This window comes from Bacillus sp. L_1B0_5 (assembly GCF_000836715.1).
GTDB lineage: Bacteria > Bacillota > Bacilli > Bacillales > Bacillaceae_G > Bacillus_A > Bacillus_A thuringiensis_S.
Genome location: NZ_JXIS01000047.1, coordinates 59714 through 75518 on the forward strand (window position 1 = coordinate 59714; position 15805 = coordinate 75518).

Here is a 15805-nt window from a genome sequence, read left to right on the forward strand (position 1 = left end):
TTTTATGCAAATACAAACTGAGGCAAAAAAACAACCTAGTAAATCAAAGTTTAAAATGCCTGATGCGTACGTACTACTATTTTTTATTGCCTTACTTTGCGCCATCGCTACTTATTTCGTTCCTGCCGGAGAATTTAAAAGGGTTACAAACGGGACCGTTACAACAACAATACCAGGTAGCTATCATTCTGTTCCGCAATCACCCGTAGGCTTTGTTTCTTTTTTTACCGCTATTGAAAAAGGAATGACACTTGCTGCTCCTATTATCTTTCTAATTTTATTTACAGGTGGAGCTATTGCAATTCTTGAAAAAACAGGTGCTCTTGACGGTTTAATCTATCATGTTATTAACAAATTTCGGAATCAGCAATTACTTTTCATTTGTATAGTTGCTGCGCTCTTTTCTATTCTTGGAACGACTGGTATTATCGTTAACTCAGTTATCGGTTTTATCCCCATCGGTATCATCGTTGCACGCACGTTAAAATGGGACGCTATCGTCGGTGTAGCAATTATTTATTTAGGTACTTATGCTGGTTTTAATGCTACTATTTTATCTCCCTCACCTTTAGGCATTTCACAAAAGATCGCAGAACTTCCGATGTTTTCCGGGATTGGTTTACGCACCGCAATCTATATATCTTTTTTACTTGCCACTATCCTTTATATAAATTGGTATGTAAAACGCTTGAAAAAATCAAATAAAGGAAGCATTCTTGGCGACAACTGGTTTCCAAGTAACGCTCTTTCAAGCGAAAAAGAAACAGAGAAAAAAGAAGTTCCTTGGACGATACGTCATAAATTAATTTTACTCGTTTCAGCTTTATCATTAATTGCATTTTTAATAGGCGCTTTTCGTCTACATTGGACGGACGCAGAAATGACTGCTACTTTTATTTTCATAGCAATTACAGCGGGAATAATAGGTGGTATGAAAGCAAACGATATCGCTTCTACTTTTCTAGCAGGTTGCCAAAATCTCATATACGGTGCTTTAATCGTCGGAATGGCTCGTTGTATTTCAGTCATTTTAGAACAAGGAAAATTGCTTGATACGATTGTTAACCAACTCGCACAAGCTCTCGAAGGACAAAGCCCTGTATTTGGTGTTATCGGCATGTATGTGAGTAGTGCCGCATTACATTTCCTCATTTCATCCGGGACAGGAGAATCGGTTATTTTCATTCCGATATTAGCTCCATTAGCTGATTTCATGCACATTACACGCCAAGTTACAGTACAAGCTGTTATGCTTGGAGAAGGTGTAGTAAACTGCTTAAATCCAACTTCCGGTGTTTTAATGGGCGTTCTCGCAGCAAGCGGTATTTCTTACGGAAAATGGATTCGTTTCATGGCTCCACTTGCATTCATTTGGTTTATCATTGGACTTGTTTTTCTTATTGTTGGGGTGAATATTGAGTGGGGACCGTACTAAAAGACTCATAATATACTTAACTTGATAAATAAGTACTATCGTTTCATAAAAATATCTATTCTATTTTCCTCTCCAATCCTATAAAAATCATTTATTCTAGTATAGATATAAGAAGGGATTGATCATAATAATCAATCCCTTCTTATCAAAATATAATACCTTTAAAAATCTTAGTTCCAAATTTCATTTACCCATTCAGGATGATCAATAAAAGGATTGCGGTTATGTTGATATTTTGTAAAAATCACTTCATTACGCTTTCGCTCTAAATCATCCACCGGGTCTTGTTCATTCCATTTTAATAAAACAGATAGTTTCCCCATGTATGGATCTTTATTGTTATTCACTTTTTCATTTAGTTCTAAATCTATTTCGCCGTTGTCTCCCTCGTAACGAACAGCCATATAAAACAGCATTCTAGCAATATCTCCTTTTACACTATCACGAGGTTCCCAAGAATCACTATCATATTTACATTCTGTCGCTTCAGAATGATTTACACCACCATTATCAAAATCTAGATTTCCACGTGAACTATTTACAGATACATCCGTCGCTCTTAAATGATGTAGATCTGTTCCAGGTCCTGCAGTCGTTCCAAAGTCACCGTGAGATTTTGCCCAAACATGCTCACGGTTCCAGTTATTTACTCCTGATCCATTCGTAAGCTTCCCTTGCGAACGACCAGTATATAAGAGTATCACATTATTTTTATTATTTGGATCTTCATCAGTATCTCTTAGTGCTTCCCAAACCGCACTGTATGATAACTTTGTATGATTATCAATAATATTATGCAGTTCCTTCTTTAATTCTAAGCCCGTTTTTCCTATTGCGTTATTATAATATGTATCGTCATAACTTTTTACAATAATCTCTTGTGCTGATGCAGGAGCTACTTCACCGTGTATAGTATCTGTGAATGATAGAGATGCAGAACCTAAAATAAAAAATGAAGATAGTGTAATCATAGCAATCTTTGTCTTTCGAAACTTCATATACCCATTCCCCTTTAAAATATAATTTGAAGCTACTAACTAAAAAATGCTTTCTCCCCCCAAAACTTTTAGAAACCCATACCCACCCTTTTCTTTTTATTTAATACAAAACTCTATTGAGTTTATATCATTTCCAAACTTTTTGTTTATCTACTTTCCAAACAATTTTACTTTTCACAAGAAATATCCTTCTCCCGTAAAGATTATTAAAATATTCTTTACAATTAAAAAGTAGTTTAATATTAACTTATAAATTTAAATTTATTTATGCAATAATGCATATTTGATAAATACTAAAAAAACAGTTTGAATAAAAAGCATTCAAAGAAAACCATGCAACAAAAAAGGTAGAGTTTAGGACAGAAATAATAAAAATCAAGATGATAGCTCGACTTTTCCTTTTTCCATAACTGTCTTTATTTTTGTGTAAAACCTTTCTTTCTCTGAATAATACGTACAAAAATAGATTGGATACCATATAGGCACCAATCTATTTTAATTAAAGAAACTGTGTCAATTCTGAGTTCACAACACGTTGTGCAGTAATGATAACACTGTCAGCTGTTAGTCCATAAACACTATATAGTCCACCAGGTTGATTAGGAACAATTTGAACTTCATATTCAAATGCTTGTCCAAAAGCAGGATGAACTAAACTTAGAGTTTCAAAAGTTGAAGCATTAGAATTCACATTGAAGTTTACCTGTTCAATTAATACTAATGAACCGTCAAGTCTAAAAACTCTAGCTACTCCAGTAAGCGGGCCCGCAGTACGGTTAAGGATCTTCACCCTAACTCTATTTGCATTAGCAGGTTGATTTCCTACGTTTTCAATTGGTCCTGTAGTAAGAGCCATATAACATCACCTCCATTATATTATTATGATATTCAATGATGCACATTGATGTTATAGTTTAATTATCCAATTTATTTTAAATAAAAAAGCTTGTTTCTTATATTTTTTATAAGAAACAAGCTTTTCTTTTTCAACTACCATTCCTAAGACAAGTTTATCCGTCTCGAAAACATTTACAGTTACTTGACGTTTATGCCGGGACAGAACTACTACTATTTACTTTGCATTGAATCTATATATTTTTTAACTACTTCATATACATATTCTTGATTTGCCGCTGCTGTATTTGGGTTATATTTCCCGCCGTTTGTTTTATTATTAGATAATACTCGAATTCCTAAAAATGGGACATCATAAGCTTTCGCGATTTGAGCTGCTGCAGCTCCTTCCATTTCTTCTACAGATGTACCGTATTTTGTATGGAACCACTTAATTCTATCAACTTCATTATTCCAAACGTCTGCTGAACCAATCGTACCTTCAACTACTTTACCTTTTGTATACTTATCTTTCACTGCATGAGCCGCTGCAAGTAATTCCTTATCTCCTTCGTAGTATCGGATTTTCTCAGCATTTGGATCTTCTCCTGCACTTCCTTCAGAAGCCATTAAGTCCATAGATATCCATTTTGTCGGCTCAATTCCTTGGTTCTCATCCTTATTGGTTGTTTTTAATGAACCTATATTTGCAACTTGTTTTCCTAACACAATATCAAATACATTTAAATTTGGATCATGTCCACCTGATGTTCCTTGGTTAATAATTGCTGTAGGTTTATATTTTTCAATAGCCACCGCTGTAGCAGCTGCTGTATTCTCCATTCCTTTACCTGTTTTTGCAACGATTACAGGATAATTGTCGACAGTTCCTTTATAAAATACAAAAGTTCCAGACTTTTCTTCTTTCACATTTTTTAGCCTTTTCGCAAACTTTTCTGCTTCTATCGGCATTGGCCCTTGAATTAAGATTGGTTTTTGATTGCTTTTTGCCTCAACTTGTTTCGGACTCGCATCACATCCCGCAAGTATCGAGAATGACAATGCAATAGTAGTTACTAGGGCAGCACATTTTTTCAACGTATTCTTCTTCATAAATAATCTGCTCTTTCTCTTGTTGTTTTCTATACTCGATGCTTTTGGTCCAAACAAAAAAAGTTCTAGAAATTGTAGAAGATTCTCTACTTTCTAGAACTACGGTAGTCAAAGTTAATGAAGCAAAAGATGAGACCAATGCTACATTATAGAACGGTAGCGCACATTACACAGGGCGACCGAATACTTTAACCCGTAGTCCAGTTCTTTCATTGGGAACTAGGTAGAAACGCTCGGACCATATTACCGAGTATATACGAGTGATGTTGTTCAAAATTATTATATGGATAATATAACAAACTACTAGTATATTCGCAAGAAAAAAGTGAACATTTCCTATACAATAACTTAAAATGTTCGTTTTTAAATGAAAATTAGATAAAAAAACTATTTCTTAACAGATTTTTTCATTAAAAATTTTTATATACTAAACTAGATTCCCACTCAACAGCCAATCTTTTACAAGCAGTTTCTTTCTTTCCCAACTTCCTCACCTAATTTTGATGTAAAAGCCTTACTGCCCGGGATAAAATGTGCTTCCATCCAATTCACAATTATTTCTTCCAACTTTGAATGAAGTGGCTTTCCTGGCGATTGCTAGTACTGGACATGTTACTTGTTGTAAATCTTTATAAATATCATGATGAAAAATTAACATATGAGACTAGTAACAAGACACCTATGGGCATTTACAGAAAAGTTGTCGCATATACACTCGTCTTTGTAATGCTTTTCAAAAAAAACGTGGTTGCCACATAAAAAAATGTAGCAACCACACTATATGTAATTCCATCTCATTCAAGGGATGATGAACAGCAATTCTTTGTGGTTCCATATCTCGTTCTTAAAATCCCCTTTTATAAGCCAAACCGTAAACAAAAATATAGCAGCACATACTAAACGAACAAAAACGAGTTCAATTGAGAAAAGTCCTGTGAGACGAGAAAAGAAGCCAACAGAACCAAATATGGACATAGCTAGAGCTAGTTGTGTTAATGCTTTTTTGTTCATGATGAATCTCCTTATATCTGCACATATTTGTAAGATATGATTATCGTTTTTCTGGCATACCATCTCGAGTGATTATGTTAGCCCACATTTGATTAGGGATTTCTAATTTACTTCTGCTATCTCGAGGCAGGATGTTCACAATATTCTCTTCTCTGCCTTCCTCTACTTTTTTCACCCAATCTGGTTCCATTAATATCTCTCTACCTAATGCAAAAAGAGGTACATCTTTCTCCAATACATCTAGCGCTTCATCAGGTGTATGAATGGATCCTAGTGAAATAAAACTAGTTCTGCCAGCAATGACATCTCGAAAGATTTCTGTCCGTGTTAATGTTCGATTTGAACCGCTCCGCGGAAGAGACCACACATTCTTTACAGAAAGATGTAGATAGGAAAGCTCTTGGTCAGCCAACCTATTTACAAATGCTACTGTATCATCCATCTTTATACCCGATTCCTCCTGCTCTTCAGGTGAAAATCGATAGCCTATAATAAATTGCTTGCTAGCATAGTGATCACGTACACGTTTTACTTCTTCTATAACAGCAAGTGGGAAATTCATTCTTTTCTCTAATGAACCTCCCCAATGGTCGCTACGGTGATTAGAATAAGCAGAGAAAAATTGTTGAATTAAATATCCATTCGCACCATGAATTTCTACACCATCAAATCCCGCTTTGATAGCTAAATAGGTTGCTCTTCCAAAGTCTTGAATCGTAGATACAATTTCATCTTCACTTAACTCACGGGGGGTATATTCTTCTCCAGCTTCTTTATAAATGCTTGCTACAATACCGCTTGGACTAACCATTTGTTCTCCGCCTGTATACCCTGGAAGAGATTCACTACCGCCATGATGAAGCTGTAAAATCGCTCTTGCCCCTTTTTCTTTAATTGAAGTTGCTAGATTTGTAAGACCACTGATACTCTTCTCTTCATACACTTTCATTTGTCTAGGAAAGCTTGTAGCTACAGGTGAAATCGTAGCTGCAGCTGTAATAAACATCCCTGGACCTTCTGCTCTTCTTCTATAGTAGGCAAGCTCTTCGTCGGAAACACGCCCGTCTTCTTGACCGGAGTAAGTTGTCATAGGTGCAACTACAACTCTGTTTTTAAGAGTAGTTCCATTGGCAAGATTATATGGCGATAGTATCTTGTTATATTTTTGTTTCATCATTGTATCGATTCCCCCATCATTTTATTTTTCTGAAGCTGAATTCATTGTATTCTTGATTATCACATAAGTAAAATGAATGTTTTTCATTTATTGCATTCGACTTTCTCATGTATAATAAAAAGAAGAAGGAGATGAAAAATATTGAATTTTTTTCAGTTAGAAGTCTTTTTAAAAGTTGTAGAGAATGGAAGTTTTACAAGAGCAGGAGACCAAATAGGACTTACTCAATCAGGAGTCAGTCATAATATAACAGCGCTAGAGACAGAACTTGGTGTGAACTTATTAAAACGTGGACGAAATGGAGTATCTTTAACCACTGCAGGTGAGTATATTATCCCCCATATACGTGCAATTGTTGAAAATATGGCACATATTGAGCAAAAGGTTGCAGCTGTGAATGGGATGGAAATGGGAAAACTTTCAATTGGGAGTTTTCCCAGCTTTACTGCTAAATTTATACCATCTTTATTTTCTATCTATAAAGAAAAATTCCCTAACATAGAGATAAGGCTTTATGAAGGAGGTTACGATGAAATCATAAAATGGGTAGAAGAAGGAACCGTAGATTTTGGTTTTGCAGCATTACCAGTCAAAAGTGTTAAATTTATTCCTCTGTTAAATGATCCCTTATCCGCTGTGATATATGAAGGTCATCATTTCGAAAATAATTCTATTATCAATTTAGAAGACTTTATTGGAGAAAACTTTATTATGTTGCGATCCGGCTGTGAAACACTGATAGAAGAAAAATTTCGTGAAGCAAAGATAAAACCAAACATTTCATACGATATTAAAGATAACCAAACAGTGCTTTCAATGGTTGCTGGAAAGCTAGGAATTACAATTATGCCTGACCTAGCCTTATCCAAAGAACTAAAAGATATACGTAGTCTACCGCTGAATCCCAAAATCTTCAGAGAGATTGGATTGGTTAAGAAATCAGCAAAAGAACTAACTCCAGCCGCAACAGAATTTTCCAAGATTGTTCAAGACTATTTTATAAACCGCTAATGCAAATCCGATCTTATATAAAACAATAATTCAATTAAAAGCTCATTTTGATCAATTTTTTCAAGAATAAAAGGGCTTATTTTATTACATAATCAAAGTTTTAAACTAACATTTGTTATGTTGAATTAAAATTATGATGGATAAAAAATCTAACTTGCAGAATATTTCTTTATCCCGCTATTTAAGCGGTAGTCAAACTCCCACAAATAGCGGGATAAATCATTATCTAAATTAGAACTTCTTTTCCCTATGTATATTTACTTCGTTACCTCTCCAAACTGCGCTCTCGTCACTTTCGCCAAGTCATCTACTTTAAGCTCAATTTGTATACCAATTTTCCCGCCACTTACTATCATCGTTTCAAGTGATTGGGCACTTTCATCAATACATGTAGAAAATAACTTCTTCATTCCGACTGGTGAACAACCACCACGAATATATCCTGACACTTTCGTAATATCTTTCACAGCAATCATTTCAATCTTCTTTTCACTTACTGCTTTTGCGGCAGCTTTTAAATTTAGTTCCTCATCTACCGGAATAATAAACACATGATAATTTTTACTATTCCCTTGAGCGATTAACGTTTTATATACTTCTCTCACTTCTCGTCCAATTTTCTCGGCTACTGATACGCCATCAATTTTCCCATCGTCTGGATCATATGACATCATCGAATATTCAATTTTTTCTTTATCTAATATTCGCATCGCATTTGTTTTATCTTTTTTCATAACGTTCTCCTTAAAAGGTTATTTCATATTATTAAGTTTTATTATACACCCTTTTCCATTTCTCCTACATAACTTCACGTATATTTCAAAACTAAAAATATTGATAATTCAAAAATCATCTGATATAATTTGGAAAAACTTATGTTAAGGAGAGATTTGTAATGCGAAATTTTAATACTTCTTTCCAACTTCATCATCATACGTAACGCCGTGTATCCGAAGAAAAATTTTTCTTCGTGGGTACAGGGCTTTTCCTGTTGACCCACGAAGCGTTCATAAAGCTATGTGGGTATTTTTATACCCGCATAGCTTTTTTTAATTTTAAAATAGGAGTGATTACAATGGAAATGAAAAATGTAAAAGGCACAAAAGACTATTTACCAGAGGAGCAAGTGCTGCGAAATAAAATTAAAAGGGCTTGTGAAGATACGTTTGAACGATACGGATGCAAACCGTTAGAGACACCGACGTTAAATATGTATGAGCTTATGTCTTACAAGTACGGCGGTGGCGATGAAATTTTAAAAGAAATATATACACTTGAGGATCAGGGAAAACGTGAGCTTGCCTTACGATACGATTTAACTATTCCATTCGCAAAAGTTGTGGCAATGAATCCGAATATTCGCCTCCCTTTTAAACGTTATGAAATTGGGAAAGTATTTCGAGATGGGCCAATTAAACAAGGAAGATTTCGTGAATTTATACAATGCGACGTTGATATAGTCGGTGTAGAATCAGTCATGGCAGAAGCGGAACTCATGAGCATGGCGTTTGAGCTCTTTCGAACGTTAAACTTAGAAGTAACGATCCAATACAATAACCGAAAATTGTTAAATGGTATTCTTCAGGCCATTAACATCCCTACTGAATTAACAAGTGACGTCATTTTATCATTAGACAAAATCGAAAAGATTGGGATTGATGGTGTACGAAAAGATGTATTAGAGCGCGGCATTTCTGAAGAAATGGCTGATACAATATGTAATACTGTATTATCTTGTCTAAAGCTTACAATTGTTGACTTTAAAGAAGCTTTCAATAACCAACTCGTTGCCGATGGCGTAAACGAATTACAACAATTACAGCAATATTTAATCGCTCTCGGAATAAATGAAAATACGATATTCAATCCGTTTTTAGCAAGAGGACTCACAATGTATACAGGTACTGTATATGAAATCTTTCTAAAAGATGGATCAATTACATCTAGCATCGGTAGCGGCGGCCGTTACGATAACATTATCGGAGCATTCCGTGGTGATAATATGAACTATCCAACAGTCGGTATCTCATTCGGTTTAGACGTTATTTATACAGCACTATCGCAGAAAGAAACAATATCCTCTACAGCGGATCTATTTATCATCCCACTCGGGACAGAATTACAATGCTTACAAATTGCCCAGCAATTACGTTCTACCACTTCCTTAAAAGTTGAACTTGAGCTAGCAGGACGCAAATTAAAACGTGCCCTTAATTATGCCAATAAAGAGAATATCCCTTATGTGCTTATCATTGGTGAAGACGAACTTAGTACAGAAACCGTTATGCTGCGAAATATGAAGGAAGGTAGTGAGGTGAAGGTCTCCCTTTCTTCTTTAAGTAGTTATTTATAATACGAACCACCCTCGTTTGGGTGGTTTTTCTATTTTATAGATCAAGAAACAATTAGTTAACATAAAAAGATTATATCCAACTAAAAACCACAAGTATTTAATATCCAATCACCTATTATTTTTGGTAATATATAGCTATGAATGATTTTAGGAGAATTAACTTTGAAAACCTACATACAAGCACTAAAGTGGATCACAGGAATCTATCATCTTTTATTAATTCCTTGTTATTATGTATTTCCAAGTCTTGTTAACCTATATGGGATACCTTTACTACTATTGATTGTTTTACATATCACTACTATTTTATTAGCTAAAAAATCAGGCATGAATACGTACGCTCATTATATAGGTATTATCGTTACTCTAGTTGCCTTCTTTCCTTATATAGTAATCGTTCTACATATTATAGCAGCGGTTTTCCTTTTATTAGATGCTGCCTCTACTACTAAAAGGGAAGTTTTTGATTCATAGCAAAATCAATAGCACATCCTAAGAATAGATTTACATGCATTTTAATGACAACCAAAATTTTAGAAAGTAAAAAATAAAAGGTGTCTTCACATATGGAAAACACCTTTTATTTCTACAACTCTTAACTATTGTTTTTCGTATTCCTACTCTCCAAAACCTTCTCCATATTATGAGTTGCCCATTCCATCATTAATAGAATCACTGGACGAAGTGATTCACCAAGCTCAGTTAACGAATATTCTACTTTTGGCGGCACTTCACGGTATACTTCACGATGTATGATGCCATCTGCTTCAAGTTCTCTAAGCTGAAGTGTTAACATTCTTTGTGTGATATTAGGTTTTAATCTTTTTAATTCATTAAACCGCTTTGTACCATCTAATAAATGATACAAAATTACCCCTTTCCATTTCCCTCCAATCACCTCAACCATAGCTTCAACTGGACAAGAATATTTATTTAAAAATGGGTAATTTATATTATTTTCATTCGAACAATCCATAATAAATCCCTTCCCTTAACATTAGTATCTTTTTTGATACTATACCACATAAATGTGCGTACTTGTATCTACGTTACTTTAAAAATATAATTTACTTACAAAAATAAATCCATGAAAAGAGGAACTTTTATGACAAATACAAACCAAATTACAAAAGAAAAAATTATGGAGGCTTTTCATTTCAGACATGCATGTAAAGAGTTCGATCCTATGCACAAAATTTCAGAAGAGGACTTCAAATTCATTTTAGAAACAGGAAGACTATCCCCTTCTTCTTTTGGATATGAGCCTTGGAAATTTATTGTCGTACAAAATAAAGAATTAAGAGAAAAACTACAACCGTATTCATGGGGCGCTGGTGGGCAACTTGCAACAGCAAGCCACTTCGTCATTGTTCTTTCAAGAAACATTAAAGATATGCACTATGATGCAGAGTATATTAAATATATGATGAACGATATTATTGGATTGCCTGAAGACACTCAAAAAATTAGATATGAATTCTTCAAAAAGTTCCAGGAATCAGATTTTAACTTATTACAATCCGATCGTGCTGTATTTGATTGGGCATCTAAACAAACTTATATTGCTTTAGGTAATATGATGACGAGCGCAGCTCAAATCGGTATTGATTCTTGTCCAATAGAAGGGTTTGATAAAGAGGAAGTAGATTCTTTACTTCGTCAAGAAGGCATTATACAAGGTGATAATCTTGAAGTATCAGTTATGGTTGCCTTTGGTTACCGTAAAGAAGAGCCAAAGCGTGATAAAACAAGACAGACTATGGATACAATTGTTGAATGGATTAAGTAATATAGCACAGACAAATAATGCTCCTAATAGCTGTATACTCATACTAAAGAAGAATCAGTTGTTTTCTTACGTATGAATTTGGTTTTTCATGGAAAGATATGTTAGTATGTATACAGTTTGAGTGCTCTATTTTTAGAGTCGAACAGGAGGAGAATGAATATGTCTGATATTGAAGTTGGCGAAGTGTTTACTCTTAGTGATGAGAATAACGAAGAGCAAGAAGTAGAAGTACTTGGAGCGATGGATGTCGAAGGCGCAGAGTATATTGCAGTTGCCTTTGTTGAAGATATCCAAACAGAAACTGAGGAAGACATTGATATTTTCTTTTTAAAAGTAGAAGAAGATAATGAGTTTTCATACATTGAAAATGATGAAGAGTTTGATAAAGTATCTGCTGCTTTTGATAAGATTTTAGATGAACAAGAACAAGAGTAAACACGAGGGGGATGCATATCCACCCTCTTTTTTTATTCATCACTCATTCAGTGATTTATGCAGTAACTCCAGTACATCTTTCATCGCAAAAGGTCCATCTTTTTTAACATGCTCCGCAAATTCTGAAACGAGACGTAATGTTCTCACACTTTCGATTGGATGTTCTCCTGATGCACTTTCAGCTGAAAGCATAACTGCATTCGTCCCGTCCAGTACAGCTTGAAACACATCAGTCACCTCTGCTCTTGTTGGAATAGAATGATCTACCATAGATTGAAGCATTTGTGTTGCTGTAATGACATATGTATTTGTTCGATTACATTCCTGAATCATCATTTTCTGTAAAAGCGGAATGCATTGATATGGTAACTCTACTCCTAAATCGCCCCTTGCAATCATAATTCCATCTGCTGCTTTACATATATCTTGAAAATTCTCGATTGCTTCCATCGTTTCTATTTTTGCAATTAAATTAGGTGACGTTTCTTTATACTGTTGTATAAAATCTCGTATTTCTTTTATATGACTAGGTTTTCTTACGAAAGAACATGCGATAAAATCAACATTCTCTTCTAAAAGAAACTGAATATCTTTTTATCTTTCTCTGTAATAGCTGGTAAACGAACAACCGCACCTGGTAAATTAACTCCTTTATGAGATGAGATATTGCCACCTGTTTTAACCTTTGTTTCTATTTTGTCCGTACTTATCTTTTCAACAATTAATTCAACTTCTCCATCATTAATCAAAATTCTACTGTCTACTTTCACATCATTCGCAATTCCTTCATAATCAACACTTGCTTCTGTATTACTCCCTGTAACTGGTTTTGTATGTAAAATAAAAGAATCTCCTGCCTGAAGTGTAATTTGCTCTCCCTTCACTTCACCCAATCTTATTTTAGGACCTTGTACATCACCCAAAAATTTAATAGAGTCATCTAATGATTTCACTAAACGAATGATGTCTTTATGACTTTCATGCGTGCCATGCGATAAATTCAGTCGAACAATTTTCATACCATTCTTTATTAACTGTGCTAACGTTTCTTTATTATTACTTGCGGGTCCAATTGTACAAATTCGATCGATTGTCATTTTTGTCACCATCCTTTTTTTAATAAGTTTCCCATATGAACTTAAAAATAACAGAGATAATGACATGAATAGATTTAAATTTACACGAATTTCATAAAGTTAAACCTGTATCCCTTGCTGGCTAAGCATTAGAAGATATATTCGCTTTTTTGCAAATGAAGACATGTTGAATCGAAAGTAAAAGAAAAGTTAAGTATGGGATAAACCATTGAGAGTTTCGAAATTTTCATATATTGTATGAATTGAGTTCGAACTCAAAAATTTAAAAAGGTGGGAAAATTAGTGAATATGAAAAAATCTTTATCGGTGACAACTTTAGGGTTAGCGGTTTTAGGTTTTGGTTTTACTAATAACGCAAGTGCTTCAGAGGTCGATACTGTAGACAAGCAGCCCGTTTTAGTTGACTTTGATACAATTCAATCAACAAAAACATCTAGTGTTCCTAGTTTGACTGTTGCAGCTGCACCTAAGAATGACTCTAACATTAGCGTATATACTCCCTTTTTTGGTAACCCATATGCAGTTGCGAAATCGAAATCAACTACGACCGAAGACTATGTTTATGCAAAAGCAAGAACTTTCAATGGCGATGGCTCATTAGTAAATACGAAAAGTAATAGTGCAAAAAAATCATCCTTTGTCAGTGCTACAGCGACCAACACAAGCGTTTATTATGGAGATGATTACGCTATCGGTAATCACACCTATAAATTAAGTGGTTATAATGATGTGAATCACGAAACAAAAGCCTTCTGGTAAGAAAGAGAAAAAAGATATGCATCTTGCATATCTTTTTTCTCTAATACTTTACATATATTGAGGTGCTATTTATGAAACAAATATATATTATTATCGGTGTTTTACTTATTTCATTACTTACAATTTATATTTTGTTCAATACTTCAATCATACAACCTCATACACCTTCTAAAGAAAATAAGAGAGAGCAACAAACCAATACTATTTCTTACGGATTGAAGGATAATCAAGGCCAACATATTAACAACGGTAGTACAATTACTAGTGAGGATAATAAAATTAATGTATCATTATCATTCGTACATACTATTAACGAAAACCGAAAATATGGATTAATTGTTCTAGAAAATTACGAACAAAAACCTTTTAAAATAGAAGATACTACTAATGAAATATCACACTATTTTTTTGATATGAAACCAAACAGTTCAATTACTACGAAAATCTCTTTACACATTTCTCCTAATGCAAGTGAATTAACCTTTTTAATAATTAAAAAACCTGAATACAAATTAAAAGATAATAACTTAAATAAAGCAGCCATTTTAGAAGATATTCTAAGTATGCGATACTCAATGCATCCTCCTCAGAAAGAAAGCGAAAAAATAAAACTCTCCCTTATAGATCCAGATGCTATTTTAAAAGATGGTCTTTACGAACCATTATTTGTTACGAACCGTGAAGAGAACTTACAAACTGTCTTCTTTGAAAAGGAAGGCAAGCAATTAACCCTATCAAACGGTAATGAAACAAAAGATGAAATGACTTACGCAATCGTGGCTTTTAAAGATTGGAAACAAGTTGAAATATTTAACAATAGAAAAGTCGTTTATACTAAGGTTGCACCTGAAACGAGACAAATCTTTAATTTCACATTGCCTTCAGTGAATCAGGAAAGTAATTTTCAACTCGTCGCTTTTCCATTTCCTTTTAAAGTTAGCGAAGAAGATTATGTCAGTCAACAAGTATTCAGTTCCTTTCGCATCGTAATTGAAAATGAAAATAAATAAGTTATACTGTGCACATTACAACAACCAAAAAAGGCCTACTCACACGAGTAGGCTTTTGAAACTACGAAAGTTTCGTCAATAACTGATTTAAATCTTTTTTCGTTTTCGTCGTTAAAGATTTCATTTTATTAATATCGATTTTTTCTTTCTCCGCTCCTACAATTAACGGATACATACTTTGACCGATTGTTTTAGAATCCGTCGGATGTGATGCCTCTAGCTCTTTTTCAATCACATCCCACTTTTCATTAATTTGTTTGCCAAGCTTATTCACTGTTTCCAATTTCGGATTAGCAGCTAACTGCTTGTCCAAACTATCAATTAATGCTACAACTTCTTTAACATTCGTTTTCACAGCAACACTTTTCTTCGGATCTTTCGTTGTCTTTCCGTTATTGTTTGTGCTTGTACTTGTGCTTTGATCTGTTGTTTTCCCGCTAGTCGTTTGATCATTCGTTTTTCCTGTCGTCTCTTTTTCTTTTGTTTTTACATTTTCGTTTTGAGTTGACGTTTTGCCGTTACTTTCTGTCCCTGATGATTCTTTCGTATTTTTTGCATCCTTATCTGTTTTTTCATTTGAAGAAGTATTTGTTTCTTTTTCAGTATCTTTCGTTGTTTTTGACGCTTCATCTGCACTTGTCGTTTTTGCTTCTCCATCATTTTGCGCAGTTACTTGCTCTTTCTTTTCCGTTTCTTTATCTGCTGAAGGACTACAAGCTGCCATAGTAAGCATTGTACCAATTGTTATCGATGCGATAGCGACCTTTTTTAATTTCATATAAA

Annotated in this window: 16 protein-coding genes, 2 pseudogenes and 1 riboswitch; of the genes and pseudogenes, 8 read left to right on the forward strand and 10 right to left on the reverse strand. The window is 34.2% G+C overall.

Annotation, left to right across the window (positions count from 1 at the left end):
• Positions 1-4: 4 nt before the first annotated feature.
• Complete coding sequence (locus tag RT27_RS16315) at positions 5-1435, forward strand: SLC13 family permease (protein ID WP_016080924.1); 1431 nt, start codon at positions 5-7, stop codon at positions 1433-1435.
• A 170-nt stretch (positions 1436-1605) separates the two neighbouring features.
• Here the strand turns inward: RT27_RS16315 and RT27_RS16320 are convergent, their stop codons facing one another.
• The 6 genes and pseudogenes from RT27_RS16320 to RT27_RS33580 all read right to left on the reverse strand — a co-directional run bounded on the left by RT27_RS16320 (position 1606) and on the right by RT27_RS33580 (position 6568).
• Positions 1606-2433, reverse strand: a complete 828-nt coding sequence (locus RT27_RS16320) for an endonuclease (RefSeq protein WP_043936668.1) — start codon at positions 2431-2433, stop codon at positions 1606-1608.
• A 499-nt stretch (positions 2434-2932) separates the two neighbouring features.
• Positions 2933-3289, reverse strand: coding sequence for a hypothetical protein (locus tag RT27_RS16325; RefSeq protein WP_016080922.1), 357 nt, complete (start codon positions 3287-3289; stop codon positions 2933-2935).
• Between the two features lie 212 nt (positions 3290-3501).
• Positions 3502-4380 (reverse strand): 5'-methylthioadenosine/S-adenosylhomocysteine nucleosidase, encoded by an 879-nt coding sequence (locus tag RT27_RS16330; protein WP_029442834.1) that lies wholly within the window; start codon positions 4378-4380, stop codon positions 3502-3504.
• 176 nt (positions 4381-4556) lie between these two features.
• A riboswitch (purine riboswitch) is annotated at positions 4557-4660 on the reverse strand.
• 179 nt (positions 4661-4839) lie between these two features.
• Positions 4840-5029, reverse strand: a pseudogene (locus RT27_RS33575) (hypothetical protein); the annotation flags it as partial.
• A gap of 149 nt (positions 5030-5178) precedes the next feature.
• Positions 5179-5391: a hypothetical protein gene (locus tag RT27_RS16335; RefSeq protein ID WP_016080920.1), complete on the reverse strand. Its 213-nt coding sequence runs from the start codon at positions 5389-5391 to the stop codon at positions 5179-5181.
• A gap of 40 nt (positions 5392-5431) precedes the next feature.
• Complete coding sequence (locus RT27_RS33580) at positions 5432-6568, reverse strand: NADH-dependent flavin oxidoreductase (protein ID WP_082044881.1); 1137 nt, start codon at positions 6566-6568, stop codon at positions 5432-5434.
• A 141-nt stretch (positions 6569-6709) separates the two neighbouring features.
• On the opposite strand from RT27_RS33580, the gene RT27_RS16345 reads away from it, so the two are divergent.
• On the forward strand, positions 6710-7579 hold the full coding sequence (locus RT27_RS16345; RefSeq protein ID WP_043936669.1) for a LysR family transcriptional regulator: 870 nt from the start codon (positions 6710-6712) through the stop codon (positions 7577-7579).
• 257 nt (positions 7580-7836) lie between these two features.
• On the opposite strand, the gene ybaK is transcribed toward RT27_RS16345, so the two are convergent.
• The gene (gene ybaK, locus RT27_RS16350) at positions 7837-8313 is read right to left on the reverse strand and encodes a Cys-tRNA(Pro) deacylase (RefSeq protein WP_000710852.1); all 477 of its coding nucleotides are present in this window, start codon (positions 8311-8313) and stop codon (positions 7837-7839) included.
• A gap of 341 nt (positions 8314-8654) precedes the next feature.
• Between ybaK and RT27_RS16355 the strand changes: the two genes are divergently transcribed.
• Both RT27_RS16355 and RT27_RS16360 read left to right on the forward strand, forming a co-directional pair.
• The gene (locus RT27_RS16355) at positions 8655-9932 is read left to right on the forward strand and encodes a histidine--tRNA ligase (protein WP_043936670.1); all 1278 of its coding nucleotides are present in this window, start codon (positions 8655-8657) and stop codon (positions 9930-9932) included.
• A 162-nt stretch (positions 9933-10094) separates the two neighbouring features.
• A complete protein-coding gene (locus RT27_RS16360; RefSeq protein WP_016080915.1) occupies positions 10095-10406 on the forward strand; it encodes a hypothetical protein in 312 nt (103 codons plus the stop codon).
• Between the two features lie 121 nt (positions 10407-10527).
• Here the strand turns inward: RT27_RS16360 and RT27_RS16365 are convergent, their stop codons facing one another.
• Positions 10528-10908 (reverse strand): winged helix-turn-helix transcriptional regulator, encoded by a 381-nt coding sequence (locus RT27_RS16365; protein WP_016080914.1) that lies wholly within the window; start codon positions 10906-10908, stop codon positions 10528-10530.
• Positions 10909-11037: 129 nt separating this feature from the next.
• Between RT27_RS16365 and RT27_RS16370 the strand changes: the two genes are divergently transcribed.
• Together RT27_RS16370 and RT27_RS16375 are read left to right on the forward strand one after the other, a co-directional pair.
• A complete protein-coding gene (locus RT27_RS16370) occupies positions 11038-11721 on the forward strand; it encodes an NAD(P)H-dependent oxidoreductase (protein WP_029442840.1) in 684 nt (227 codons plus the stop codon).
• Between the two features lie 153 nt (positions 11722-11874).
• On the forward strand, positions 11875-12156 hold the full coding sequence (locus RT27_RS16375) for a DUF1292 domain-containing protein (RefSeq protein ID WP_025118598.1): 282 nt from the start codon (positions 11875-11877) through the stop codon (positions 12154-12156).
• Between the two features lie 39 nt (positions 12157-12195).
• Here the strand turns inward: RT27_RS16375 and RT27_RS16380 are convergent.
• A pseudogene (locus RT27_RS16380) lies at positions 12196-13253 on the reverse strand (pyruvate kinase).
• A gap of 282 nt (positions 13254-13535) precedes the next feature.
• Between RT27_RS16380 and RT27_RS16385 the strand changes: the two are divergent.
• Positions 13536-14012 carry a hypothetical protein gene (locus RT27_RS16385; RefSeq protein ID WP_001056356.1) on the forward strand — a complete coding sequence of 159 codons (477 nt, stop codon included), beginning with the start codon at positions 13536-13538 and terminating at the stop codon, positions 14010-14012.
• 71 nt (positions 14013-14083) lie between these two features.
• Positions 14084-15022 carry a hypothetical protein gene (locus RT27_RS16390; RefSeq protein ID WP_029442842.1) on the forward strand — a complete coding sequence of 313 codons (939 nt, stop codon included), beginning with the start codon at positions 14084-14086 and terminating at the stop codon, positions 15020-15022.
• Between the two features lie 61 nt (positions 15023-15083).
• On the opposite strand, the gene RT27_RS16395 is transcribed toward RT27_RS16390, so the two are convergent.
• Entirely contained in the window at positions 15084-15800 is a 717-nt protein-coding gene (locus RT27_RS16395; RefSeq protein WP_029442843.1) for a hypothetical protein, read from the reverse strand.
• Positions 15801-15805: the final 5 nt, after the last annotated feature.

Excerpts from the sequence above, each read along its gene's own strand:
- RT27_RS16315 (WP_016080924.1), top strand. The coding sequence starts at position 5 with ATGCAAATACAAACTGAGGCAAAAAAACAACCTAGTAAATCAAAGTTT.
- RT27_RS16320 (WP_043936668.1), bottom strand. The coding sequence starts at position 2,433 with ATGAAGTTTCGAAAGACAAAGATTGCTATGATTACACTATCTTCATTT.
- RT27_RS16325 (WP_016080922.1), bottom strand. The coding sequence starts at position 3,289 with ATGGCTCTTACTACAGGACCAATTGAAAACGTAGGAAATCAACCTGCT.
- RT27_RS16330 (WP_029442834.1), bottom strand. The coding sequence starts at position 4,380 with ATGAAGAAGAATACGTTGAAAAAATGTGCTGCCCTAGTAACTACTATT.
- RT27_RS16335 (WP_016080920.1), bottom strand. The coding sequence starts at position 5,391 with ATGAACAAAAAAGCATTAACACAACTAGCTCTAGCTATGTCCATATTT.
- RT27_RS33580 (WP_082044881.1), bottom strand. The coding sequence starts at position 6,568 with ATGATGAAACAAAAATATAACAAGATACTATCGCCATATAATCTTGCC.
- ybaK (WP_000710852.1), bottom strand. The coding sequence starts at position 8,313 with ATGAAAAAAGATAAAACAAATGCGATGCGAATATTAGATAAAGAAAAA.
- RT27_RS16355 (WP_043936670.1), top strand. The coding sequence starts at position 8,655 with ATGGAAATGAAAAATGTAAAAGGCACAAAAGACTATTTACCAGAGGAG.
- RT27_RS16365 (WP_016080914.1), bottom strand. The coding sequence starts at position 10,908 with ATGGATTGTTCGAATGAAAATAATATAAATTACCCATTTTTAAATAAA.
- RT27_RS16370 (WP_029442840.1), top strand. The coding sequence starts at position 11,038 with ATGACAAATACAAACCAAATTACAAAAGAAAAAATTATGGAGGCTTTT.
- RT27_RS16375 (WP_025118598.1), top strand. The coding sequence starts at position 11,875 with ATGAATATGTCTGATATTGAAGTTGGCGAAGTGTTTACTCTTAGTGAT.
- RT27_RS16390 (WP_029442842.1), top strand. The coding sequence starts at position 14,084 with ATGAAACAAATATATATTATTATCGGTGTTTTACTTATTTCATTACTT.
- RT27_RS16395 (WP_029442843.1), bottom strand. The coding sequence starts at position 15,800 with ATGAAATTAAAAAAGGTCGCTATCGCATCGATAACAATTGGTACAATG.